At 65.1% G+C, this 21,632-nt stretch carries 21 protein-coding genes; 11 read left to right on the top strand and 10 right to left on the bottom strand.

What is annotated here, in order from left to right:
- Positions 1 to 157: 157 nt before the first annotated feature.
- Entirely contained in the window at positions 158 to 2,722 is a 2,565-nt protein-coding gene (locus L610_RS08995) for an ABC transporter permease (RefSeq protein WP_245263618.1), read from the bottom strand.
- Complete coding sequence (locus L610_RS08990) at positions 2,719 to 3,417, bottom strand: ABC transporter ATP-binding protein (protein WP_024846263.1); 699 nt, start codon at positions 3,415 to 3,417, stop codon at positions 2,719 to 2,721. The genes L610_RS08995 and L610_RS08990 overlap by 4 nt, the downstream gene beginning before the upstream one ends.
- Positions 3,418 to 3,471: 54 nt before the next feature.
- On the opposite strand from L610_RS08990, the gene L610_RS08985 reads away from it, so the two are divergent.
- The 3 genes from L610_RS08985 to L610_RS08975 all read left to right on the top strand — a co-directional run bounded on the left by L610_RS08985 (position 3,472) and on the right by L610_RS08975 (position 5,095).
- Entirely contained in the window at positions 3,472 to 4,113 is a 642-nt protein-coding gene (locus tag L610_RS08985; protein WP_024846262.1) for an arylesterase, read from the top strand.
- A 95-nt stretch (positions 4,114 to 4,208) separates the two neighbouring features.
- On the top strand, positions 4,209 to 4,802 hold the full coding sequence (thpR, locus tag L610_RS08980) for an RNA 2',3'-cyclic phosphodiesterase (RefSeq protein ID WP_024846261.1): 594 nt from the start codon (positions 4,209 to 4,211) through the stop codon (positions 4,800 to 4,802).
- Positions 4,799 to 5,095 carry a 4a-hydroxytetrahydrobiopterin dehydratase gene (locus L610_RS08975; RefSeq protein WP_144704421.1) on the top strand — a complete coding sequence of 99 codons (297 nt, stop codon included), beginning with the start codon at positions 4,799 to 4,801 and terminating at the stop codon, positions 5,093 to 5,095. Before thpR ends, L610_RS08975 begins: the two co-directional genes overlap by 4 nt.
- Positions 5,096 to 5,527: 432 nt before the next feature.
- Here the strand turns inward: L610_RS08975 and L610_RS08970 are convergent, their stop codons facing one another.
- Complete coding sequence (locus L610_RS08970) at positions 5,528 to 5,974, bottom strand: hypothetical protein (protein WP_024846259.1); 447 nt, start codon at positions 5,972 to 5,974, stop codon at positions 5,528 to 5,530.
- 163 nt (positions 5,975 to 6,137) lie between these two features.
- Between L610_RS08970 and L610_RS08965 the strand changes: the two genes are divergently transcribed.
- The 4 genes from L610_RS08965 (at position 6,138) to L610_RS08950 (ending at position 9,064) form a co-directional block, all read left to right on the top strand.
- Complete coding sequence (locus L610_RS08965; protein ID WP_024846258.1) at positions 6,138 to 6,506, top strand: YkvA family protein; 369 nt, start codon at positions 6,138 to 6,140, stop codon at positions 6,504 to 6,506.
- Between the two features lie 266 nt (positions 6,507 to 6,772).
- A complete protein-coding gene (locus L610_RS08960) occupies positions 6,773 to 7,279 on the top strand; it encodes an invasion associated locus B family protein (protein WP_024846257.1) in 507 nt (168 codons plus the stop codon).
- Positions 7,280 to 7,388: 109 nt separating this feature from the next.
- Positions 7,389 to 8,624, top strand: coding sequence for a 23S rRNA (adenine(2503)-C(2))-methyltransferase RlmN (rlmN, locus tag L610_RS08955; protein ID WP_024846256.1), 1,236 nt, complete (start codon positions 7,389 to 7,391; stop codon positions 8,622 to 8,624).
- Entirely contained in the window at positions 8,621 to 9,064 is a 444-nt protein-coding gene (locus L610_RS08950; RefSeq protein WP_024846255.1) for a hypothetical protein, read from the top strand. Before rlmN ends, L610_RS08950 begins: the two co-directional genes overlap by 4 nt.
- Here the strand turns inward: L610_RS08950 and L610_RS08945 are convergent.
- Complete coding sequence (locus L610_RS08945) at positions 9,061 to 9,714, bottom strand: LysE family translocator (protein ID WP_024846254.1); 654 nt, start codon at positions 9,712 to 9,714, stop codon at positions 9,061 to 9,063. The two genes, L610_RS08950 and L610_RS08945, sit on opposite strands and share 4 nt — an antisense overlap.
- 68 nt (positions 9,715 to 9,782) lie before the next feature.
- Complete coding sequence (locus L610_RS08940) at positions 9,783 to 11,102, bottom strand: hypothetical protein (protein ID WP_024846253.1); 1,320 nt, start codon at positions 11,100 to 11,102, stop codon at positions 9,783 to 9,785.
- Between the two features lie 175 nt (positions 11,103 to 11,277).
- Here L610_RS08940 and L610_RS08935 point away from each other — a divergent pair, with 175 nt between their 5' ends.
- The gene (locus L610_RS08935) at positions 11,278 to 12,501 is read left to right on the top strand and encodes an argininosuccinate synthase (RefSeq protein WP_024846252.1); all 1,224 of its coding nucleotides are present in this window, start codon (positions 11,278 to 11,280) and stop codon (positions 12,499 to 12,501) included.
- Positions 12,502 to 13,357: 856 nt separating this feature from the next.
- Here the strand turns inward: L610_RS08935 and L610_RS08930 are convergent.
- Positions 13,358 to 14,173 (bottom strand): lytic transglycosylase domain-containing protein, encoded by an 816-nt coding sequence (locus tag L610_RS08930; RefSeq protein WP_024846251.1) that lies wholly within the window; start codon positions 14,171 to 14,173, stop codon positions 13,358 to 13,360.
- A 231-nt stretch (positions 14,174 to 14,404) separates the two neighbouring features.
- Here L610_RS08930 and L610_RS08925 point away from each other — a divergent pair, with 231 nt between their 5' ends.
- The gene (locus L610_RS08925) at positions 14,405 to 14,758 is read left to right on the top strand and encodes a VOC family protein (protein WP_024846250.1); all 354 of its coding nucleotides are present in this window, start codon (positions 14,405 to 14,407) and stop codon (positions 14,756 to 14,758) included.
- Between the two features lie 3 nt (positions 14,759 to 14,761).
- Here L610_RS08925 and L610_RS08920 read toward each other — a convergent pair whose 3' ends face one another.
- Positions 14,762 to 16,969: a Wzz/FepE/Etk N-terminal domain-containing protein gene (locus L610_RS08920; RefSeq protein ID WP_186441402.1), complete on the bottom strand. Its 2,208-nt coding sequence runs from the start codon at positions 16,967 to 16,969 to the stop codon at positions 14,762 to 14,764.
- Positions 16,970 to 17,238: 269 nt separating this feature from the next.
- Here L610_RS08920 and L610_RS08915 point away from each other — a divergent pair, with 269 nt between their 5' ends.
- Both L610_RS08915 and L610_RS08910 read left to right on the top strand, forming a co-directional pair.
- On the top strand, positions 17,239 to 17,493 hold the full coding sequence (locus L610_RS08915; RefSeq protein WP_144704415.1) for a hypothetical protein: 255 nt from the start codon (positions 17,239 to 17,241) through the stop codon (positions 17,491 to 17,493).
- Between the two features lie 138 nt (positions 17,494 to 17,631).
- Positions 17,632 to 18,492, top strand: coding sequence for a sulfite exporter TauE/SafE family protein (locus L610_RS08910; protein ID WP_144704412.1), 861 nt, complete (start codon positions 17,632 to 17,634; stop codon positions 18,490 to 18,492).
- Here L610_RS08910 and L610_RS08905 read toward each other — a convergent pair.
- From L610_RS08905 to L610_RS08895, 3 genes are read right to left on the bottom strand one after another with little or no spacing between them, the layout of a single operon-like run.
- Positions 18,483 to 19,373, bottom strand: a complete 891-nt coding sequence (locus L610_RS08905) for a carbohydrate kinase family protein (protein ID WP_144704409.1) — start codon at positions 19,371 to 19,373, stop codon at positions 18,483 to 18,485. The genes L610_RS08910 and L610_RS08905 overlap by 10 nt on opposite strands.
- Positions 19,370 to 20,413, bottom strand: coding sequence for an SIS domain-containing protein (locus tag L610_RS08900; protein WP_144704405.1), 1,044 nt, complete (start codon positions 20,411 to 20,413; stop codon positions 19,370 to 19,372). The genes L610_RS08905 and L610_RS08900 overlap by 4 nt, the downstream gene beginning before the upstream one ends.
- Positions 20,385 to 21,623, bottom strand: coding sequence for a Gfo/Idh/MocA family protein (locus L610_RS08895; protein WP_144704402.1), 1,239 nt, complete (start codon positions 21,621 to 21,623; stop codon positions 20,385 to 20,387). Before L610_RS08895 ends, L610_RS08900 begins: the two co-directional genes overlap by 29 nt.
- Between the last annotated feature and the right edge of the window lie 9 nt (positions 21,624 to 21,632).

Here is a 21,632-nt window from a genome sequence, read left to right as displayed (position 1 = left end):
TGCTTGCGTTCCGTCGGGTGTCGGGCAACCGCCCAGGCGCCGCTGGCGGAACTCCAGCATGCCTAAGCGGAATATGAGGATTCTTCGTGTTCAGAACAAGACCTTTATCAGCCTGAAATCCAGCGTGAGCATAGACTTAAGGAGCTATTTGCCGCGTCTAAAGGTTGCGAAGGACCGGTGCAGCCTTGTGTCCGAGCACCCGCCAGGTGCCAATCAGGCCGAATCCGACGGTGAGAACGAGGGCAATCACCACGGTCGAAAGCGCCACTTCCGGCAGGAACACCGATGGCAGCCGCATGATTCGTGCGACAACGAACCACGCTGCGACCCCGCCCGCGAACAGGGCGAACAGCGCTGTAGCCAGGCCGATGATCGAATATTCGAGCGAAAATGCCTGGATCAGCGTGCGGCGAGTCGCCCCGAGCGTCTTCAGCACCACCGCGTCGTGCACACGAGCGCGGTTTCCGGCGGCAAGCGCACCTGAAAGGACCAACACCGAAGCGATCAGCGCGACCGCCGCCGAGGCGCGGATTGCGACCGCCAACTGCGCGACGATGTCGTTCACGATCTCGAGAGCATCCTTCACGCGCACGCTGGTAACGCCCGGAAAGGTGCGGGTGACCGTGTTGAGGATGCGTGCTTCGTCCTCCGGGGCGGCCTTCGGGTCCGACAGAGTTGCAAGCCAGGAGTGTGGCGCGCCGGCGAAGGTGTTGGGCGAGAACACCATCACGAAGTTGATGGCGAGCGATTCCCACTGCACCTCGCGGAAGTTGGCGATGCGCGCGGTGATGTTGCGGCCAAGGACGTTGACGGTGACCGTGTCGCCGAGTTTCAGGCCGAGCTCGCGGCCTTCGCGTGCGGCGAACGACACCAGCGGCTCGCCCTCATAGTCCTGCGGCCACCACTCGCCTTCGCTCAGGGTCGAGTTTTCGGGGACGTTGCGGGCGTAGGTGATGCCGCGGTCGCCGCGAAGCACCCAGCGGCCTTCCGGCGGCACGTCGATGTCGCGCACGTCGACACCGTTGAGCGCCATGACGCGGCCGCGCAGCATCGGCACGCGGATCAGCTTTCCCTCGGGCGCCTCGCGCGCCAGCAGTTCGGCAAAGCCGTCGGCGTCGGCGCTCTGGATGTCGACGAAGAAGAAGTTCGGCGCCTGGGCCGGCAGGTTGCCGGCGATCTGGCGGCGCAGATTGCCGTCGATGAGGGCAAGCGTAACGAGCAGCGTCAGGCCAAGGCCGAGCGACAGCACGACGGAAGGTGTGAGCGCGCCGGGACGGTGGATGTTGCCGATGGCAAGCCGGAGCGCGACCGAGCGCACCCGGGGGCTCCTACGCGCCAGCCACTGGATGCCGACGCTGACGAGACGAAGCACGAGGAACGCGAAGATCGCAGCGCCGATGAAGATGACGGCGATGCGCCGGTCGCTCGCGGTCCAGATGGCAATCGCGGCCATCAGCACGGCGATGGCGAGCGCCGTCAGGACATAGACCAGGCGCGGCATGCCGCGCTGGTCAAAACCCATTTCGCGGAAGAGGGCGGTGGCCGGCACGTCGCGGGCGCGGCCGAGCGGCAGCAGCGCGAAGCCAAGCGTCACAAGGATGCCGAACAGGGCGCCGAGCGCCAGCGCGCCCGGGAAAATGCCGCCCGCTTGCGGCACGGGAAGGACCGAGGACAGGAAGCTTGCGGCCAGAGGCGGCATCAGCGCGCCAAGCACGACGCCGATGACGATGCCGACCGCCGAGATCATCATGATCTGGACGAGATAGATCGTGAAGACGAACCGGCCCGATGCGCCGAGGCTCTTGAAGGTCGCGATCACCGGCCGCTTGGCGTCGAGATAGGCGCGCACGGCGTTCGCCACGCCAACGCCGCCGACGACGAGCGCGGTGAGGCCCACCAGCGTCAGAAACTGCGAGAAGCGTTCGACATTGGCCGAGAGCGAGGGGGCGGCATTGGTGCGGCTGCGAATGCTCCAGCCGGCTTCGGGGAAGCCGGCGGTCGCCTGTTCGCTTATCTGTTCGATGGCGGCATCCGTGGTGCCGGCGGGCAGCCTGATCTTGTAGGCGTGTTCGATGAGGCTGCCGGGCTGGATGAGGCCCGAGGCGCGCAGGCCGTCGAGCGAGACGAGCAGGCGCGGCGCAAGGCCAAAGCCTTCCGACACCGCGTCGGGCTCGCTGGCGATGACGGCGCGGAGTTCAAATTCGGCCGTGCCGAGGCTGATGCGGTCGCCGACCTCAACGCCGAGCCGCTCGAAGAAGATTTCCGCTGCCGCCGCGCCCTGAACGCCGCCGCGTTCGCCGAACAGTTCCTCGCGGGATAGGGCCGGTTCCGTGACCAGCTCGCCATAGAGCGGGTAGATCTCGTCGACGGCCTTCACCTCGACCAGCGTCTGGTCGGAGCCATCGGGAAGACGCGCCATCGAGCGCATGTTGGCGCTGTGCGAGGTGGTGCCGAGGCCGTCGAAGAAGGCGTGTTCGCGCTCGTCCGCCTCGCGGTGGATCAGCTGGAAGCGCAGGTCGCCGCCCAGCAACGTCTGGCCTTGGCTCGCAACCCCTTGCGTGATCGCGCGCGCGACTGAGTTGACGCCGCCGATGGCGGCAACGCCAAGCGCAATGCAGGTGATGAAGATGAGGAAGCCGGAGAGGCCGCCGCGCATCTCACGCAGCGAAAATCGGACGGCGAGCCGGAGCGCATGCAGCGGTGACATTGCCTGCGCCGTCATGCAGGCACCGCGGCGAGTTCCGGAGTGGTCTCGATGCGGCCCGAGCGCATCGCGATCTGGCGTGTGCAGCGCGCGGCAAGCGACGGGTCATGCGTGACAAGCACGAGTGTCATGCCGCGCTCGGATGCCTTGTGAAACAAAAGGTCGGCGATTTGCCGGCCGGTCGCCTGGTCGAGATTGCCGGTGGGCTCGTCGGCGATCAGCAGCTTGGGTTCCGGCGCCAGGGCGCGGGCAATCGCCACGCGCTGCTGTTCGCCGCCGGAAAGCTCGCCCGGATAATGCGTGGTGCGCTCGGCAAGGCCGACGGCCGCAAGCTCGCGCGCCGCGACACCGAACGGGTCGGGATGGCCGGCAAGCTCCAGCGGCACGGCGACGTTTTCGAGCGCCGTCATGTTCGGGATCAGGTGAAACGACTGGAAGACGATGCCGACATTGCGGCCGCGAAAGGCGGCGATCTCGTCCTCGCTGCGGTCGTCGAGGCGCTGGCCCGCGATCCAGACCTCGCCGGAATCGACCCGCTCCAGCCCCGCAATCACCATCAGCAGCGTCGACTTGCCGGAGCCGGACGGCCCGACGATGCCGGTTGCTTCGCCGCTCGCCACCTCCAGGCTGACGCCCTTGAGGACGTGGACAGAAGAGGCACCTTCGCCCAATGTGAGCGATACGTCCTTCAGGCGGATGGCGGCTTCTTTCACGAGGCGATGATCCTATATGAGCTGCGGGCGTCGATCAGATATGGGTTGGAGCGGATGGCTTTCAAACGGTTTTACCGGCTTTTGCCGGCTGCGGTCTTCACTCTTCTGTTGGGCGTAATTGCCGCAGCGGCAGAACCGTACCGGATCGTCGGCTTCGGCGACAGCCTGATGGCGGGCTACCAGCTCGACGCCGGGCAGTCGTTTCCGGAGAAGCTGGAGGCGGCGCTAAAGGCGCGCGGGCATGACGTCACCGTCGCGAATGCGGGCGTTTCGGGGGACACGACGAGCGCCGGCCTTTCCCGGCTCGACTGGTCGGTGCCGGACGACACCGACCTCGTCATCCTCGAGCTCGGCGCCAACGACATGCTGCGCGGCATCGCGCCGGAGCTTACCGAAAAGAACCTTACCGCCATGATCGAGCGGCTGAAGGAGCGGGGCATTCCCGTGATCCTAGCCGGCATGATGGCCGCGCCGAACCTCGGCGCCGACTATGGCGACCGCTTCAACCGCATCTATCCTGAGCTCGCGGAAAAATACGAGCTGCCGTTCTACCCGTTCTTCCTGGATGGCGTCGCGGCTGAAAAAAGCCTGCTGCTCGAAGACGGCATGCACCCGAACCCGCAGGGCGTCGACCGCATGGTCGAGGGCTTTCTGCCGGTCATCGAGAAGGTGCTGACCGCGCGCACGCCCGACTGAGTTTCCGGTGCGGAACGTAGCTTGGGGGAACAATCAGGCTTGAACCGCCTTGTCATAGGTGTTTCGCTGGTATCAGTCGAATCGAGGAGGTAGCAATGCCTAGACTATTCACCGCCCTCGAGATACCGCGCGACGCTTCTCTCTCCCTGTCGCTGCTGCGTGGTGGACTTCCCGGCGCGCGCTGGATCGACACCGAAAACTACCACATCACCCTGCGCTTCATCGGCGACGTCGAAGGCCACGTTGCCGACGAGGTTGCCAACGCGCTCGACCGGGTCCGGCGCCCGTCCTTCAACCTGACGCTGTCGGGCGTGGGGGCGTTCGGGTCGAAGAAGCCGCATTCGGTCTATGCCGCGGTGGTGCCGTCGCCCGAGCTTTTGGCGCTGCAGGCGGAAATCGAGCGCATCTGCCAGCGCCTGGGCCTGCCGGCGGACCCGCGAAAGTTCGTGCCGCATGTGACGCTGGCACGGCTGCGCAACACCTCGCCGGTAGACCTTGCCCGCTACCTTTCCTCGCGCGGCAACTTCGCGGCGCTGCCCTACAAGGTCGGCCGCTTCGTGCTGATGTCGTCGCGCGATTCGGTCGGCGGCGGCCCGTATATCGTCGAGGAAGCCTGGCCGCTGCTCGATGCCGGCGGGGCGCGGGAGGCCGACACTCCTTTTTACGAGGCGAACAGGAGGTACCTGTGAGCCGCGACCGCCTGGACAGCGCCGCGATTGACGAAGCCCTGTCGTCTTTGAACGGCTGGGTGCTGGAAGAGGGCGGTGCCGCGATCCGCAAGGGGTTCAAATTCAAGAACTTCAGCGAGGCGTTTGGCTTCATGACGCGGGCAGCGCTTGCGGCGGAAAAGCTCGACCATCAACCGGAATGGTCGAACGTCTACAACAAGGTTGACGTGCGCCTGACGACCCACTCTGCCGACGGCCTCACCGCGCTGGATTTCGAGCTGGCGAAGAAGATGGACCGGTTCGCGGGGAACTGAGCTTCTGGCGGGTTAGGCAGCAGGGGCCCAGAGTACGCCCTGGTGCTTCTTCTTCCCCGCTGGTGGCGCGCGTCGTCGTTCCGCATGGATGGCCGGGTCAAGCCCGGCCATGACGAAGCTTGAACGAATTCGTGAACTCAGAACGGTCCAGCAAGGTGCAAGGCGGCCTTCCCGCGCTGTTTCCTCCCCTCCATGGCCGGGTCTAGCCCGAAGCTTGAGCGTGTTCGTGAACTCAGAACCGTCCAGCAAGGTGCCAGACCTCCTTCCCGACGCGTGCGTTGTCGTCGCGCGGGCGCTCATTGTTCCCGACCACATCACCACTTCGTCATGGCCGGGCTTGACCCGGCCATCCATGCCTGAACGTCTCCGCTCTCCCGGCGGCGGAGACGATCCCGGCAGCAGATGCAGCAACTTGCACAGAACTAAGCGCCGCTAGAGCGGGCCGACCCGCTCGACATCGCCTTCCTCGCCGACGAACAGCATCGTCACGTCCAGCTTCGACAGCGACTCCGCGGTTTCCTCGTGAAGCTTGCGGTAGCGCGGGATGTCGGGCAGGGCGACTGCGACGGTCGCTGCGGCGTTGCGGTGCTTCAGGCGCATCGCGGTGATGATGGCATGCGAATACCACTTCGGCGCCTGCGTGCTCGGATTGGTTCGCTTCTTTTCCCTGACCCGGCGCGGGTCGCGATACAGCCTCGACGGATAGCCCTTGGCTTCGACGATGAGAGCGCGTCCGTCCTTAAGAGCCCGGATGTCCTCGCCATGCTCCTTGGCGTAGGTGTCGGCCATGCTGACAATGGTCCACCCACCTTCGACAAGATAATCGATTACGGCATCTACGATATTACCTTCCCAATACCATTCGTTTGTCACGTCCATAGAAGTACCCTCCGCACGGGTACTGTTGAATTGCAATATTAGAAAACGGTAAAACTTACGCTGCGTAAGTTTTTGGGGCTTCGGCTCCGGAGGAACGCCTGGCGCGGCAAATCTTGCAATCGCGCTGGCTCTGCCCATCTTTCAGGGCATGGAGAAAGCCGCGATGAACGACGCCGATATTGCCGAAATCCTCGCACCCGTCAGCGACAAGGAAGACGCGAAGCGCGAAGAGAAGGTGCGCGCGAAATTCTGGCAGACGGTCAGGCGCGCGGCAAAGCACATCCCGTTCATGGAAGAGGTTGTTGCCGGCTACTATGCGGCGATGGACAAGCGCACGCCGTTGCGCGTGCGCGGCACGCTGCTGGCGGCGCTCGCCTATTTCGTCATGCCGGCGGACATGATTCCCGATTTCATCTTCGCCTTCGGCTTTACCGATGACCTTGCTGTACTGACCGCCGCGATGACCGCGATCCGCGGCCATATCCGCCCCGAGCACCTGGAACTTGCCCGCGAGGCGCTCGAAAAGGGGTAGATGCCGCTGGACGGCGCCCGCTGGTTCGCCTTTAAGTCAAACTCTCGCCGCTTTTGCCCATTTCAACACCAAGCGTTGGGATGTGGCTTGCCGTTGTGCCGTCTGGAAACAGCCTGCACAGCGGCAGGGGGTTGCAATTGCGGGGTTCGCCGTAGCGCGGTTCATCCTTTAGTAACCCTCATTAATTTAGAATTGATACGTATTGGGCCTGATCGGACCAGTTCGATGGACCCTACGCGACCACGCACAAGGATAACGGTACGACGATGCGCGGAACCATTTTGACGATTTCCTGCCTTGCGGCGCTTGCCTTTGCTGCGCCGGCTTTTGCGCAGGCTGGGGCCACGAAAATTGGCCAGCACAACGCCTGGGGCACGTACTCCTACCAGGCCAATAGCGGCAAGGTTTGCTATGTTCTCACCGTTCCGACGGACAAGCAGCCCACCACCCTGGACCATGGCGACATCTTCTTCTTCGTGAGCCAGAAGCCGGGCCAGAACGTCTCCTACGAGCCGCAGTTCATCGCGTCCTACGATTTCCAGGAGAATTCGAAGGTCCGCGTCTCGGTCGGCGACAAGAGCTTCACCATGTTCACCCGCGGCCGTTCAGCCTGGATGGAGAACGCGGCTGAAGAGCCGGCCCTGATCGCAGCGATGCGCGCCGGGGCCGACATGAAGGTCCAGGCAACCTCGCGCCGTGGCAACGCGACCAGCTACACCTTCTCCCTGAAGGGCATCTCGGCAGCGCTGTCGTCGATCCAGACCTGCAGCTAAGAGTTCCGCGACAAGGTGATCTCATTCGGGGCCGTGACGAAGCGGCCCCGATCTGTTATGTGCAGGCAAAACTGGCACGCGGCCGAGGCCGCTCCTATATCTCCGGCCCATGACCCTATCGTTTGATCTCACCTCGCCTCAGACGCGCGCAATCCTGGCTGCTAACGCTGCCCGTGCGGCTGAAAAACCCTCGCTGATCGGCCTGACCCGCGAGGAGATGGCCGACGCGCTCGGCGAAATCGGCGTGCCCGAGCGCCAGCGCAAGATGCGCGTCCAGCAGCTCTGGCACTGGCTCTATGTGCGCGGCGTTTCCGATTTCTCGGAGATGTTCAACATCTCCAAGGATCTGCGCGCCGAGCTCGACCGCCACTTCACGATCGCGCGACCCGAAATCGTCGAGGAACAGATCTCGACCGACGGCACGCGCAAGTGGCTGTTTCGCTTCCCGCCGCGCGGGGCAGGGCGGCCGGTCGAGATCGAGACCGTCTATATTCCTGAAGAAGGGCGCGGCACGCTCTGCATCTCGAGCCAGGTCGGCTGCACGCTCACCTGCTCGTTCTGCCACACCGGCACGCAGAAGCTGGTGCGCAACCTGACCACCGAGGAAATCCTCGCTCAGCTGATGACGGCGCGCGACCGGCTCGGTGACTTCCCCGAGCGCGGCACGCCTGATGGCGCGATCGTGCCGGCCGAAGGCCGCAAGGTCACCAACATCGTCATGATGGGCATGGGCGAGCCGCTCTACAATTTCGACGCGGTCAAGAAGGCGCTGCTGATCGCCTCCGATGGCGACGGGCTGTCGCTCTCCAAGCGCCGCATCACGCTGTCGACCTCGGGCGTCGTGCCGGGCATCCAGCGCACCGGCGAGGAGATCGGCGTCATGCTCGCCATCTCGCTGCACGCCGTGCGCGACGACCTGCGCGACATGCTGGTGCCGATCAACAAGAAGTACCCGCTCAAGGAGCTGATGGAAGCTTGCCGGAACTATCCGGGCCTTTCCAACGCGCGCCGCATCACCTTCGAGTACGTGATGCTGAAGGACGTCAACGATTCGCTCGACGACGCCAAGGAGCTGGTGCGCCTGCTCAAGGGCATTCCGGCGAAGATCAACCTGATCCCGTTCAACCCGTGGCCGGGCACCAACTACCAGTGCTCGGACTGGGAGACGATCGAACGCTTCGCCGACTATGTGAACCAGGCGGGCTACGCATCGCCGATCCGCACGCCGCGCGGCCGCGACATTCTCGCCGCCTGCGGCCAGCTCAAGTCGGAATCGGAGCGCATGCGCAAGACCGAGCGCCTGGCGCTCGAAGCCATGATGATCGCAGGCCACGGCGAAGATTGAGCGGCTTCTTCGCCTATTTCCTGCGCTTCTTCCTGATCCTGATCGGCTACGCTTGCGCCGCGCTCGGCGCGAGCGCGTTCATCCACCTGCTGCTGGTCGGCTTGTTCGAGCTGACCAGCGAGGAGTTCGCCTTCATCTCCGGCGGCTTCTTCGTCTCGGTTCCGATCGTCGCGCTGTTCGTCAGCTACTTTGCCTTCTTCCCCGCCATGATCGCCATTGCAATCGCCGAAGTCGCGGCGCGCCGCGACTGGCTGTTCTTTGCGATCGCGGGAGGAGTGGTGGGCGTTGCCGCCGTCTACATTCGCGGCCTGACGCTGTGGACCGATGAGGGGCTGTCGCAGCCGATGCTTGCCATCGGCGCCTGCGCCGCCGGCATCGCCGGCGGTCTCTGCTACTGGCTGGTGGCCGGTTCCTCGTCAGGCATAAGGCGAGATGTTTAATTCGCCTGCGCGGTCAGGATCTTGATCGCGAACGCCGAAAAGACCCCTGCGAACAGATAGTCGATCGCGCGCATGACGCGCGGGGAGCGCCGCAGCATCCGCGAGAAGCCGTCGGCTGCCAGCACCATCGGCACCGTCAGCGGCAGCGCGAGGACGATGAACATGATGCCGAGGAAGAACAGCTTCTTCGGCGCATGCGGATCGCTTGCCGAGACGAACTGCGGCAGGAAGGTCATGAAGAACAGCAGGATTTTCGGGTTCATCAGGTTGATGACGAGCCCGGTCGCCCAGTTGCGGAAGATCGAGCGCTGCGGCGCATCCTCCTGCGCCTGCGGCGAGAAGGCCGAGCCGCTGCGCACCGCCTGGAAGGCGAGCCAGACGAGGTAGCCGGCGCCGAAAATCTTGAGGCCGAGGAATGCCTCGGGCGATGCGACGATCAGCGCCGAAAGGCCAAGTGCGACGAGCGTCGTGTGAATGACGATGCCGGTCATGGCGCCCGCCATGCAGGCAAGGCCCGCAGCGCGGCCCTGCGACAGCGCGCGGCCGACGAACAGGGTCATGTCCGGGCCCGGCGTGAGCGTGATGATCAGCACCGCCACGGCAAAGGGCGCAAGAACGGAAAATTCGGGAACGAAGTTCGAGAAGCTCATGATGGCAGGTCCACGAAGATGGGAGAGCTATATCGCAATTGCCGATGCCATGCGACGGCTCCGCACCATCAATTCTTCGCTGTTCCTGACGAATCGGACGGCTTTCCTGCCGCAGTCTCGGAAGGGGGAGCAGCCGCTTCGGATTCGGCAGCGTCGGGTGCCGGTTTTTCGTCACCCGTGGGTTTTGACTGCTCTGCAGGTTCTGGTTGCGCTGGGGCCTCGGTCGTGGAGGTAGCGGCCTCCGACGGGCTGGGGTCGGCAGGCTTCTCCTCGGCCTCGTAGGCCGGCGCAGGATCGGCATCAGAGGTCGGGTTTACAGGCTGAGCACCGACCGCTTCCGCGTCAGGTGTCTTTTGCGCTTCGGTCCCGGCAGCCTCTTCCCCAACCGGCGTGTCGGCAACAGGCGCTTCCTCTGCCGGCTCTGCCGTTTGCGGCGTCTTCTCTTCTACCGCTTCCGGCTCTTCCTTCGCACCAAAGATGCGCTGGAAGGCATAGCGGCCGCTCTCCCATCGCCAGACCTTCGGCTCGTCATCGACCCGCGTCGGCAGCGAGACGATGTCCGGCCAGCCTTCGGTTTCGGCGTTGCGGTCGAGGAAAACCTGCGCGTTTTCGCTGTCATAGACCTCGCGCCAGCTGCTCTGTGGCTGTTCCTGGCTGGTCTCTTCCTTCTGCTCCGCCGGGAATTCCGCGAAAGCGGTGATGTTGCAGCCTGAGGAGCCGTAATACCACCACGAGCCGCAAAGCCGCGTGAAGACGAGCCGCCGCTGTTCGCCGAGACTGATGCTCGCCGCCTCGATCTTCGGTTTCGCTGTGGTCGCGTAGGTGAAGTCGTGAATGTCCTTCGCGCGCAGCTCCTGCACCAGCTCGACGCTTTTCCGGTCGGCGGAGAACTTCACTTCCTCATAGGCTGACATGTCGCGCTTTGCGCACGCGGCCTCGACGGCGCGGACCGCCTGACGCGAGCCGCGCAGCGGTACCGTGATATCGCCCAGCGTGTCCTCGAGCAGCCCGGAGAAGTCGATCTCGAGACGCTGTCCGGCCATCAGCGGTTCGAGCAGGTCGCGGGTGATGGCGAGCGTGACCGCCGTGTCCTTTATGTCGGCTTTCACCGGATGGGCATTGCCGTCGACGCGCAGCTCCGCCTTCCCCTCGCCGGGAAGCGCGGCCTCGCGAAGCTGGAGCGTCAGCGTCCACTCGAATTCCTCGCAGGAAAGCTCGCCGCTCTCGATTGCCGGGTGGTTGCCGACCGGCAGCGAGGCGCGGCGCGAATCCCTTTCGGCGACCCAACGCTCGGGTCCCTTCGCGGCGGCGGCCGTCGGGAGCATCGAGCACGCCAGCATCGCGAGGACAATGAGCCGTCGCGGCCCGTCGGTGGTCAGAACCGGCAAGGAAGTCTCCGTCAGCAGGGAATCAGTTAGCGCGACTTTATCGCCGGCAAGTAAGGCAACAAGATCGCAGGACCTCACGTTGTTATGATGTCGCCTTGCCCGAAAGCGCATTCCTGCTAAAAGTGCCGCGAACCTACAGGCGGGATGATCGTCCCGCGAACGAACCGGGTGCGACATGTCCAAGTGGAAAGACGTCAAGAAGGTGGTGCTGGCCTATTCCGGCGGCCTCGACACCTCGATCATCCTGAAGTGGCTGCAGACCGAAGTTGGTGCGGAGGTCGTGACCTTCACCGCTGACCTCGGCCAGGGCGAAGAGCTGGAGCCGGCGCGCAAGAAGGCCGAGATGCTCGGCATCAAGGAAATCTACATCGAGGACGTACGCGAGGAGTTCATCTCGAACTTCGTGTTCCCGATGTTCCGCGCCAACGCGCAGTATGAGGGCCTCTACCTGCTCGGCACTTCGATCGCGCGCCCGCTGATCTCCAAGCGCCTCGTCGAGATCGCCGAGGAGACCGGCGCCGACGCCATCGCCCACGGCGCGACCGGCAAGGGCAACGACCAGGTCCGCTTCGAGCTGTCTGCCTACTCGCTGAACCCGGACATCAAGGTGATTGCACCGTGGCGTGACTGGACCTTCAAGTCGCGCACCGACCTGATCAACTTCGCCGAGCAGCACCAGATCCCGGTTGCCAAGGACAAGAAGGGCGAGGCGCCGTTCTCCGTCGACGCTAACCTCTTGCACTCGTCCTCCGAGGGCAAGGTGCTCGAGGATCCGTGGCAGGAGCCGCCGGAATACGTCCACATGCGTACCATCTCGCCGATGGACGCGCCCGACAAGCCGACGGAAATCACCATCACCTTCAAGAAGGGTGACCCGGTCGCGCTGAACGGCCAGGAGATGTCGCCGGCGACCCTGTTCAAGGCGCTCAACGACCTCGGCCGCGACAACGGCATCGGCCGCCTCGACCTCGTCGAGAACCGCTTCGTCGGCATGAAGTCGCGCGGCGTCTACGAGACCCCGGGCGGCACCATCCTGCTGCAGGCACACCGCGCGATCGAGTCGATCACGCTCGACCGCGGCGCCGCTCACCTCAAGGACGAGCTGATGCCGCGCTATGCGGAGCTGATCTACAACGGCTTCTGGTTCTCGCCGGAGCGCGAGATGCTGCAGGCGCTGATCGACAAGAGCCAGGAAGACGTCGAGGGCGAGGTTCGCCTCAAGCTCTACAAGGGCAACGTCATCGTCACCGGCCGCCGTTCGCCGAAGTCGCTGTACTCGGACGCGCTGGTCACCTTCGAGGACGACCGCGGCGCCTATGACCAGAAGGACGCAGAGGGCTTCATCCGCCTCAACGCGCTGCGCCTGCGCACGCTCGCTGCCCGCCGCCGCAAGGGGTAAGCCGTTCCGGCGGCGGTGCGGCGGCACTTCGGCCGCCGCCGCTCCTGTCACACCGGCTGAAATGAGCTGAATTTTAAAGGGCCCCGCATCTTAACGGATGCGGTGGCCCTTCGGTTTTGCGGGCGGGCAGGCCGAGGTTCCTGCCCGACACGAGGCGCTATTTTCGCAACCGAGCTTCGCCGTCGCTGCGAGGTCGTAGGCGAAAGGCCGGGATGTCGTGGGCTGATCGCGCTCAAAGTTTTATGCGCGGCGCTCCACGAGCCCCCTCCGTCGCCTTCGGCGCCACCTCCCCCGTAAACGGGGGAGGATCCTCGGTCGGCGCCTGTATTTTTTGGGTTGCGTTCCATCGTCGGCATTCCGGCATGGATGGCCGGGTCAAGCCCGGCCATGACGAGGTTTTGATGTTGTGCTCGTTCTTTCCTGGCGAGACGCAGACGCTGCGAAGCCGCTTTATCGCGGATTTCGTTGCAAACACGCCGTGACGTGACGCGCCCGACCTTGCCGACAACAAGACAAGGGCCGCGACGCGCAACGCCACACGTCTAGTCGCTCCCGCTTCCCCCTTCGTCATGGCCGGGCTTGACCCGGCCATCCATGCCTGAACGGTCAAGTTGTCGCGGCGGAACAGAGGTGGCGCGACGGACCCGGGATCCTCCCCACGTGTGGGGGAGGGGACCATGCGAAGGCGGTGGAGGGGGCGTCTGGAGCTGTGGTCCGCGAACTCGCTTCCCTACCTTGAAAGTTCGTCCCCGCAGGATCCAGGAAACGAAAAAGCCCGGTTGCGCTGGCAACCGGGCTTGTCGTTGTCTGCTGGAGCCCCTTGGGGGCCCCGGGGATTGGTCCGGATGCCGGCGGCTTACTTGCCGTCGATGTCGCGGGCCATGATGGCGATTGCCTTCTGGTAGACGCCGGCGTCGTTCCAGCCCTTGATGGCGGCGAAGTTGGGTTCGCCTTCCTGGTAGCCGGCGCCGGGGCGCCAGCCGTGGCCGCGCAGGAAGTTGGCGGTGGAGGCCAGCGCGTCGGCGCGCGAGCCGATCAGGTCGATGCGGCCGTCGCCGTCGCCATCGACGCCGAACTTGACGACGTTCTCGGGCAGGAACTGCGTCTGGCCGATTTCGCCATGCGCGGCACCGATCGCGTCGGCGCGCAGGTGACCACGGTCGACGAGAGTGAGGGCGGCGTTCAGCTGGCGGGTGAAGAATTCGCTGCGGCGGCAGTCATAGGCAAGCGTGGCAACGGCGGAGACGATGTTCTGGTTGCCGAGGAAGCTGCCGAAGCCGGTTTCCATGCCCCAGATCGCCAGCAGCACGCCCGACGGCACGCCATACTGGCGCTCGATCTGGTTGAAGAGCTGCGCGTTCGCCTGCTTCAGCTGCTTGCCCTTGCGGACGATGGTCGGGGCACCGCGCTTTTCCATGAACTGGTTGAGCGAAAGCTTGAAGCTCTTCTGGCCGCGATCGGCCTTGATCGTCGCGGTGTTGTACTTCGTGCCTTCGAGCGCGTTCAGCGCGCGCTGGCCGAAGCCGCGTGCCTGCGCCTGTGCCAGGAAGTCCTTCTTCCACGCGTTGAAGCCGCTGCCGTCATTTCCGCAGCTTGCGGCTTGCGCAATGCCAGTGGAAAGACCGACAGAAAGAAGCGCTGCCGCAAGCAGCTTAACTTTCGTCCGCATCATCCTTGCTCTTTCTCCTCGGTTGCCTGAGTGGCACCATCAGTGCCTGTCCTTTGCCAACAATGTCACCCGGGCCCGCATGGACGCGTGATGCGGCAAATCCGGGGCAATAGAGCACAAATTCGGAAACAGTCTGTCACCGCGGCGCCGCAGTGTCACTTTTATGTCGCTATGCGGACACGCGGCCGGACCGCTTGCCGCGTGGCAGACCCTGACCAATGTGAGGAGAAGACGATGCTCGTCAAGCGGATTGTTGCAAACATCGCCACGCCGGACCCGGCAGCCGCACGCGCCTTCTATGGCAATGTGCTCGGCCTTGAGTTCGCCATGGATCACGGCTGGATCGTCACCTTCGCTGCTCCTGCGGTGGAGGCAAGGCCGCAGGTCAGCTTCCTGAGCGAGGGCGGCTCCGGAACGCCGTTGCCGGATCTTTCCGTCGAGGTCGATGACGTTGACGGGATGCTGACGCGGGTGACGCGGGCCGGCATCGCGATCGAATACGGGCCGGCCGACGAGCCCTGGGGCGTGCGGCGCTTCTATGTCCGCGATCCGTTCGGGCGGCTCATCAACATCCTGCAGCACAAGTAGTTTTCATGCCTCGTACGCCGCGAGGGCACGGCGTGCCTTCCGCGACGGAGGCGAGGCGGTGCCGTCTTTTTGCGTCAGCGCCAGCAGCGTTGCGGCGCCCGGCGGGACGAGTTCCGCGATCCGCTCCAGCGCGCTGGCCACAACCTGCTGCGGGGTGCGCGCCCAGCGGATGACGAAGACGACCGCGTCGGCGTGCTGGCAGAGGTAAAGGCCATCGACGAGCGGCTCCAGGGGCGGCGTGTCGAGGATAACGTAGTCGAAGTTGCGCCGCGCCGAGGCGATGATCTGGCGGAAGGCTTCGCTCGCGACAAGTTGATCGGTCGGCAGGTCCGCCCGCCGCGCGCCGACGATGGACACGGCGGGCGAGATCGGGTCGCGAACGAGGATGCCGGACAGATTGCGATTGGGCGCGCTGCGGAGGAGGATGTCGATCAGGCCGGTCGAAGCATCCACGGCCAGATGATGGTGGAGGCTCGGCTTGCGCATGTCACAGTCGATGATGAGCACGTTGCGGCCGGAGAGCGCGTAGGTGCGCGCGAGCGAAAGGGCGAGCGTCGTCTTGCCTTCGCCGGGAAGCGCCGAGGAGACGACGATGACCTGCCCGCGCTCGGCGCCCGCCTGCGACAGCGCCCGTTGCAGCGACGCATCGAGAATGGCGCGCATCTTCCGCACCGCTTCCGAATAGGTCGACAGCGGCGCCTCGACCACGGCATCAGCGACGGAGCCGGATCCACGCAGGGCGGGCGGCAGGACCGCGGCAACGCGCCGGCGCAGCACCGCCTCGACCTGGCGGGCGTCGGTGAAGCCGCCAAAATAGTTCTCGAACAGGAAGGCGAGGGCAATGCCAAGTCCGAGCCCGCCAATGCCCGCGAGGGACAGGATCAGCGGCTTGTTCGGAAATACCGGCCGCGCGGCGGGGAAGGCGGTCGAGACGACGCGGCTGTCCGACATCTGGATCGACGCCTCGGTTTCAAGCGCCCGGAGGCGGGAAAGCAATGCCTCATAGCTCGAAGCGGCCACCTGCGCCGACTGCTGCAATCCGTAGAACGGTGCGAGGATTTCCGGCGGCAGGTGCCCTTCGAGCACCTTGATCGAGAGCTGCTGCCGGCGCTCGGCAATCACGCTGTTGGTGCGCACGAGCGTCGACCGCAGCCGCGAGAACTCCTCATGCGCGACGCTCGTCAGCGCGCTCTCGACCGCCGACAGGCTTTCGTGGGTCGCCGCATCCGCCGGCATGCCGAGATCGGTGCGGCCGAGCCGTAGCATCAGTTCGATCCGCTGCTTTTCGAGTTCCATCGCCTCGGGCGCCTGCAGCGTCCGGGCAAGGCCCGTCCAGTCGGAGCGGGCAAGCTGGGCCTGCAGCCGGTCCATGCGCAGACGAGTCGTATTCGACTGGCCGAGCAGCGTGTCGAGCTCGGCGTGCAATTGCTCGACGTCGCTGTTGCCCGTCGCGGTGATGACCTCGTCTATGTTATCGACGAGGTAGTTGCGGAAGGCCGTCTCGGCGGCCACGACCGCCGCGCGCGCGTCCGTGAGCTGGCTTTCGATCTTGTCGCGGCCGGCGAGGGTTGCTTCCACCTTCCGCTCAAGCTGGCGGGCGATGTAGGTTTCGGCCACAACGTTGGCGAGTTCCGCCGCCCGCGCCGGATCGCTCGAGCGCGCACTGATGGCGATGACATGGGTGGAGCCGCGCCGCTGTACGGAGATGTTTTTCCGCAGCCGCTCCAGCGCCTTCATCCCTGCTTCTTCTGCGCTCGGTGGCTGCAGGAAGGGCAGGGGCAGGATGCGGCTGATTGTGTCGGAGAGCGAAGGAGCAGCGCCGTATTCCGGATCGGTGGAGAGGTTTTCCCCGGCGCTAACGGCAAGAAGAATCTCGTCGGAGCGGATGATCTCGACCTCGCTGTCGATGCGGGCGCTGTCCGCCGAGCCACTACTAGCCGGGCCGGCCGTGTCGAGAAGGTTCTTCCGGCTCGGATCGAACAGGACGAGCGTGGTGGACGTGTAGATCGGCGGCAGCAGGAGGACGATGACGGCGGCGGCTGCGATGCAGAAGGCGGTCGTCAGGATGAGCAGCCGCGCGTGCCGTCGCAGCAGTTCAACGAGGTGGCGAAGATCGGTCTCTCTAGCTGGCTGCCGACTGTGCGCGGGAAACGGCGGTGCCGCTTCGCCAACCACATAAGGCGTCCAGGTACTGCCGAAACTGGTTCCCATCGCCCAGGCTCCCCTATCCCCCATAGGAGTAATTGTTTAGAAAATTAGAATGAAAGCAAGTATTATTGAAGCGGATTGGGCATGGCGGAGCTGTTACTTGAGGAGGCAGGAGACAAGCGTCCAGCAATACTGTAGCTTCCAGTGTCTCCAGTGCGCGGAAACGGGTTCCCGTGCATAAGCCGGGGATGCGGCAGGTTCGAACGAAGTCTCTAACGCTGCATTAAGGTGCTCATACCTAGGCTCGTGGGGACGAGCAGGAGACGGTGCAGATGATGGCAGCTCTGGCGACGGGCATGATCGGCATGGTGCTGGCGATGCGCTGGCCGGTCGCCGTCTGGTTCGTCGCCGGTCTTGCAGTCATTGCTTTCGCGATTATCTCCTCTTCCTCCGTGGCTGACGCGCTGTTCCAGGCCGCATCGTGGCTGGTTGCCTACAATCTTGGCCTCGCCTTGGGCCTTGCGACGCTCGAATGTCTGCACTGCCGGCGCCTGCAGCAGGCGCGCGTGCGCGCTAAGCGCCGCTGATCCTTAGCTCGAAAATCCGCCGGTTCCGGTTCGGCCTATCGCGTCGCTGCCATTTGCGGCAACCGCTGCCCGTGCTAGTGCGGTCGCAGAAGCGCCGTTCGGCGCCATTTCTTTGCGAGTAGGGACGAGCGAGCCAGCATGTTGGACGTGAACCTGACCGAGATCATCGTCATCATCGTGGGCCTGCTGGCGGCAGGCGCGGTGACCGGCATTCTCGCCGGCGTCTTCGGCGTGGGCGGTGGCGCAGTGATCGTGCCGGTGCTCTACGAGCTTTTCCGCGTGCTCGAGGTCCCGGACGAAATCCGCATGCCGCTCGCGGTCGGCAGCTCGCTTGCGATCATCATCCCCACCTCGATCCGCTCGTTCACGGCGCACCACAAGCGCGGCACGGTGGACCTGTCGATCATCCGCGTCTGGGCGGTGCCGGTGGTGCTGGGCGTTGTCGCGGGCGGCGTGATTGCCCGCTACGCGCCGGCGGACCTCTTCAAGGCGGTGTTTATCGTCGTTGCCGGTGTCTCGGCGCTCAGGCTCCAGTTCGGCAAGGACAGTTGGAAGATCTCCGACACCATGCCCGGCAAGCTGGTGATGCGCCTCTACGGTGTGCTGATCGGCGTGCTTTCGTCGCTGATGGGCATCGGCGGCGGGCAGCTTTCGAGCCTGTTCATGACCTTCTATGGCCGGCCGATCCACCAGGCGGTGTCGACCTCTTCCGGCCTCGGCGTGCTGATCTCGATTCCGGGCGCACTGGGCTACATTCTGGCCGGATGGCCGCGTGCGGCCGAGTTTCCGAACGTCGCGATGATCCAGCCGCCGTTCGCGCTCGGCTTCGTGTCGCTGGTGGGCGTGCTGCTGATCACGCCGACCAGCGTCATGACCGCGCCGATCGGCGTGAAGATTGCGCACGCGCTGCCGAAGCGGAAGCTGGAGGTTGCCTTCGGCTGCTTCCTGTTGCTGGTCTCGGCCCGCTTCCTGTTCGAGCAGATCGCCGGCTACTTCTGAGCCGGACCGTAGCTGCGCGGGAAGGTGGACACGGCGAAGGATGCCACCTCGACGCCGTGGCGCAAGGCTTCTTCCAGCGAAGCGCCGGCCACATGCCGGGCGAGATAGGCGGCATTGAAAGTGTCGCCGGCGCCGACGGTGTCGATTACCTCGACCTTCGGAGCGGCAACCCTGATTTCTTCGCCATTGCGCCACGCGACCGCGCCTTCCGGCCCGCGCTTGACCACCAGAGTTGAGGCGGATGGCAGCAGGCCGAGTATGGCGTCGGCGCCGCCGAAGCCTGAAACCTCCTCCTCGTTGAGCAGGATGTGGTCGGCAAGGCCGAGCCATTCGACGAATGTCTGCCGGAATTTTTCGGTCCAGCCCTGCGGCGGCCAGCCGGGATCAATCGCAGTCTGCCATCCGCGCGCCCGCAGTTCAGCAAGGATACGGCTCGTCGCATTGCGGATGCGCGGCATCAGCAGGTTGCCGGAGAGGATGGCAACGGCACCCTCGCGCGGGGCACGGTCGATCCGCTCAAGCAGAGGTTCGGGTGCCGCCCGCTGCAGATGGCCGGGCGTCGTGAAGAAGGCCCGATCGCCGCCGGTATGGACGATGCCGACCGTCGTCGTCGTCATGCCGGGATCGACGATCCAGTCGCTGAAGCGCGCGTCGAACTCGCCACGCAGCCAGATGCCGTTCGGGTCGTCGCCGGTAGAGGCGACGAGCAGGTGCGGCTCGTCGAGGCCCGAGAGCGCCAGAGCGGTATTGCCGGCAGAACCGCCGGCGCGCATTTCGGCGCGCTCGACCTCGATCTCGGTACCGATGGCCGGCCAGCCATCGACCGGGCCGAGGACGAGGTCGACATTCACATTGCCGAGGACGAGGATGGGCGCGGTCATCCTTCGCCGTCCGTTACTTTCGAGGAGCGCTGCGGCACGCCCATGTCGGGCACACGTCGCGCCGCCGCGTCGATGACGAGCGCCTGCACCGCCGGCAGGACCCGCGCGATAGCGGCAAGTCCCTCGGCCTGCGGCAGGCGGACGATGGCAGCGCCTTCGACGTCCGGCATGTCATTGCCGATGTCGAACATGACGAGCGGCACGCCCCACGAGCGCGCCTGCCAGGCGAAGCGCGTGATGTTCATGGCGTCAGGACCGGCGGGACGGACGAGCAGAAGCGCGGTGGAGGGACCGAGAGCCTCCTGCGGCCCGTGGATCAGCTGTCCGAGCTCGAGCGCGATCGCAGGCGTGCGGGCAAGCTCCATGTAGGTCAGCGCGCAGCATTCGAGCGCTGGCACGCACTGGCCGCGCGTTGCCAGGAACAGCGACGAGCAGCCGGACAGCGCCGAAACGGCTGCCTGAGGCAGATCGGGATGCGTGAACGGCTGCGCCCAGAGGGTCCGCAGATCCGAAATGTCGGTACCAAGCGCCTCCAGTACGGCTGCATGCAGCGCGAGCGTGATGACGATACTGCGCGTCGCCGCGAACGGGATCTCGCGCGGACCGACGCCGATCAGCGACGGTACCGAGGACCCGAGCACGCTGTCGGCCTGTAGCGTCAGGCCGAAGACATCGGCACGATCAGGGTTGCGGTTAAGCCAGAGGCGGACCTCGCCGGAATTACCGGACTGGGAGGTCAGCATCACCACGCGCTCGAACGGCGTTTCCGGCTGGCGCAAGTCTTCCGAGATCGGTTCGGCATGCGCATCGATGCCGGCCGCGCGGTAGAAAGCCACCGCCATGCGGTTTGCCCAGTGCGAGGCGCCCATGCCGAGGAGAAGCAGCCGGCCCGACTGCCGCAGGCGCGCTGCGATTTCCGCAGCGCGTTCGCGGTTGGTGTCGAGACTGGCGAGAGCGTCGGCGTTCTGCCGGCGCATCTCGTCGGAGAGCAGGTCGCGCGGGCTCTGCGCCTCAGCGCGCACGTGCGACGACAGGGACATAGTTCTCCAGCTCCGGTTCCGGGAAGCGGACGGTGCGGCCAAGCTCCGAAGACATATAGAGGCCCATCAGGATCTCGACGACCGCCAGACCGTCATGGAACGTCTCGAGCGGCGTTTCGCCCTTGCGGAAGCACTCGACCATGTGGCGGTTCTCGTCGGTGTAGCCGTAGACGCCGGCCTCGTCCTCGAGCACCGGCATCAGACCCTGCTCGGCATTCTGCTTCTCGACCAGGTCTTCGCCCTCGGCGCCGGTCACGGCGCGCGACATGAACACCTTGAGGCCGGTTGAAAGCGAGTTGAACTCCATCGCATATTCCGGCCCGAGCAGTTCGAGCTGGATACGCAGGCCCGCGCCGACATAAGCCCACGAGGTCGTCGCCTCGATCATCAGCTCGTTGCCGTCCTCGTCCTCGAGCTCCACCGTGCCCCGTGCGAAATCCTCCGACGGACGATTGCGGTAGTCGACCTCCGCGCCGAACCGGCTCTTGAGCTGGTCGGCATAGAACGGCCGCGTCCACTTGAGGTTCGCCACCGTGCCGTTGACGGCCTTGACCTTCAGCGAGTTGCGCTTTGCGCCCGGCGCGGTCAGCAGGTGACGCGCGACCTCGACCGAGTGGCACATCATGTCGGACAGAACGCCGCCGCCCTGCTTGTCGCCCTGCCAGAACCACGGCTCGTGCGGGCCGGAGTGTTCTTCCGCGGCGCGGGCGAGATACGGGCGGCCGGTGGTCGAGGCTGCTCGGCGCCAGATGATCTCCTTGCCGCGCAGGACGGGCGTGCAGAACACCTGGTTTTCGAGATAGCCGTGGTTGAGCCCGGCATCATCGACGAGGCGAACCATCTCGCGTGCTTCGGCAACCGTGCGGGCGAGCGGCTTTTCGCAGGCAACAGCGAAGACTTGGCTGCGGCCGTCCTTCTTGAGGCGGTGCAGTTCGCGCATAACGCCGAGGCGGGTGTCGTTCGGCGACAGGATCCAGATCGCGTCGACATCGTCGGCGGTCAGCAGCGATTCCAGCGTCTCATGAGTGCGGCAGGTGCCAAGGCCGAGCTCTGCAACGGCATCGGCGAACTTCTGGCGCTTCTCGGCGCTGCGGCTGTAGACGCCGGTGACATCGACATTGCGCACGCCCACCATCGACTTCAGGTGGAAGTGGGCGATGAAGCCCGAGCCGACGAAGCCGACGCGCAGTCTGTCTCTGATCTCAGCCATGAAATAACT

The sequence above is a fragment of the Aminobacter sp. J44 genome, assembly GCF_007829415.1.
GTDB lineage: Bacteria > Pseudomonadota > Alphaproteobacteria > Rhizobiales > Rhizobiaceae > Aerobium.
The sequence above is the reverse complement of the archived record's forward strand: the minus strand, read 5'-3'. Positions and strand labels throughout refer to the sequence as shown.

Bases quoted from the DNA above. Each gene is read 5' to 3' on its own strand.
- L610_RS08995 (WP_245263618.1), bottom strand. From the start codon at position 2,722: ATGACGGCGCAGGCAATGTCACCGCTGCATGCGCTCCGGCTCGCCGTC.
- L610_RS08985 (WP_024846262.1), top strand. From the start codon at position 3,472: ATGGCTTTCAAACGGTTTTACCGGCTTTTGCCGGCTGCGGTCTTCACT.
- thpR (WP_024846261.1), top strand. From the start codon at position 4,209: ATGCCTAGACTATTCACCGCCCTCGAGATACCGCGCGACGCTTCTCTC.
- L610_RS08970 (WP_024846259.1), bottom strand. From the start codon at position 5,974: ATGGACGTGACAAACGAATGGTATTGGGAAGGTAATATCGTAGATGCC.
- L610_RS08965 (WP_024846258.1), top strand. From the start codon at position 6,138: ATGAACGACGCCGATATTGCCGAAATCCTCGCACCCGTCAGCGACAAG.
- L610_RS08960 (WP_024846257.1), top strand. From the start codon at position 6,773: ATGCGCGGAACCATTTTGACGATTTCCTGCCTTGCGGCGCTTGCCTTT.
- rlmN (WP_024846256.1), top strand. From the start codon at position 7,389: ATGACCCTATCGTTTGATCTCACCTCGCCTCAGACGCGCGCAATCCTG.
- L610_RS08945 (WP_024846254.1), bottom strand. From the start codon at position 9,714: ATGAGCTTCTCGAACTTCGTTCCCGAATTTTCCGTTCTTGCGCCCTTT.
- L610_RS08935 (WP_024846252.1), top strand. From the start codon at position 11,278: ATGTCCAAGTGGAAAGACGTCAAGAAGGTGGTGCTGGCCTATTCCGGC.
- L610_RS08930 (WP_024846251.1), bottom strand. From the start codon at position 14,173: ATGATGCGGACGAAAGTTAAGCTGCTTGCGGCAGCGCTTCTTTCTGTC.
- L610_RS08925 (WP_024846250.1), top strand. From the start codon at position 14,405: ATGCTCGTCAAGCGGATTGTTGCAAACATCGCCACGCCGGACCCGGCA.
- L610_RS08920 (WP_186441402.1), bottom strand. From the start codon at position 16,969: ATGGGAACCAGTTTCGGCAGTACCTGGACGCCTTATGTGGTTGGCGAA.
- L610_RS08915 (WP_144704415.1), top strand. From the start codon at position 17,239: ATGATGGCAGCTCTGGCGACGGGCATGATCGGCATGGTGCTGGCGATG.
- L610_RS08910 (WP_144704412.1), top strand. From the start codon at position 17,632: ATGTTGGACGTGAACCTGACCGAGATCATCGTCATCATCGTGGGCCTG.
- L610_RS08905 (WP_144704409.1), bottom strand. From the start codon at position 19,373: ATGACCGCGCCCATCCTCGTCCTCGGCAATGTGAATGTCGACCTCGTC.
- L610_RS08900 (WP_144704405.1), bottom strand. From the start codon at position 20,413: ATGTCCCTGTCGTCGCACGTGCGCGCTGAGGCGCAGAGCCCGCGCGAC.
- L610_RS08895 (WP_144704402.1), bottom strand. From the start codon at position 21,623: ATGGCTGAGATCAGAGACAGACTGCGCGTCGGCTTCGTCGGCTCGGGC.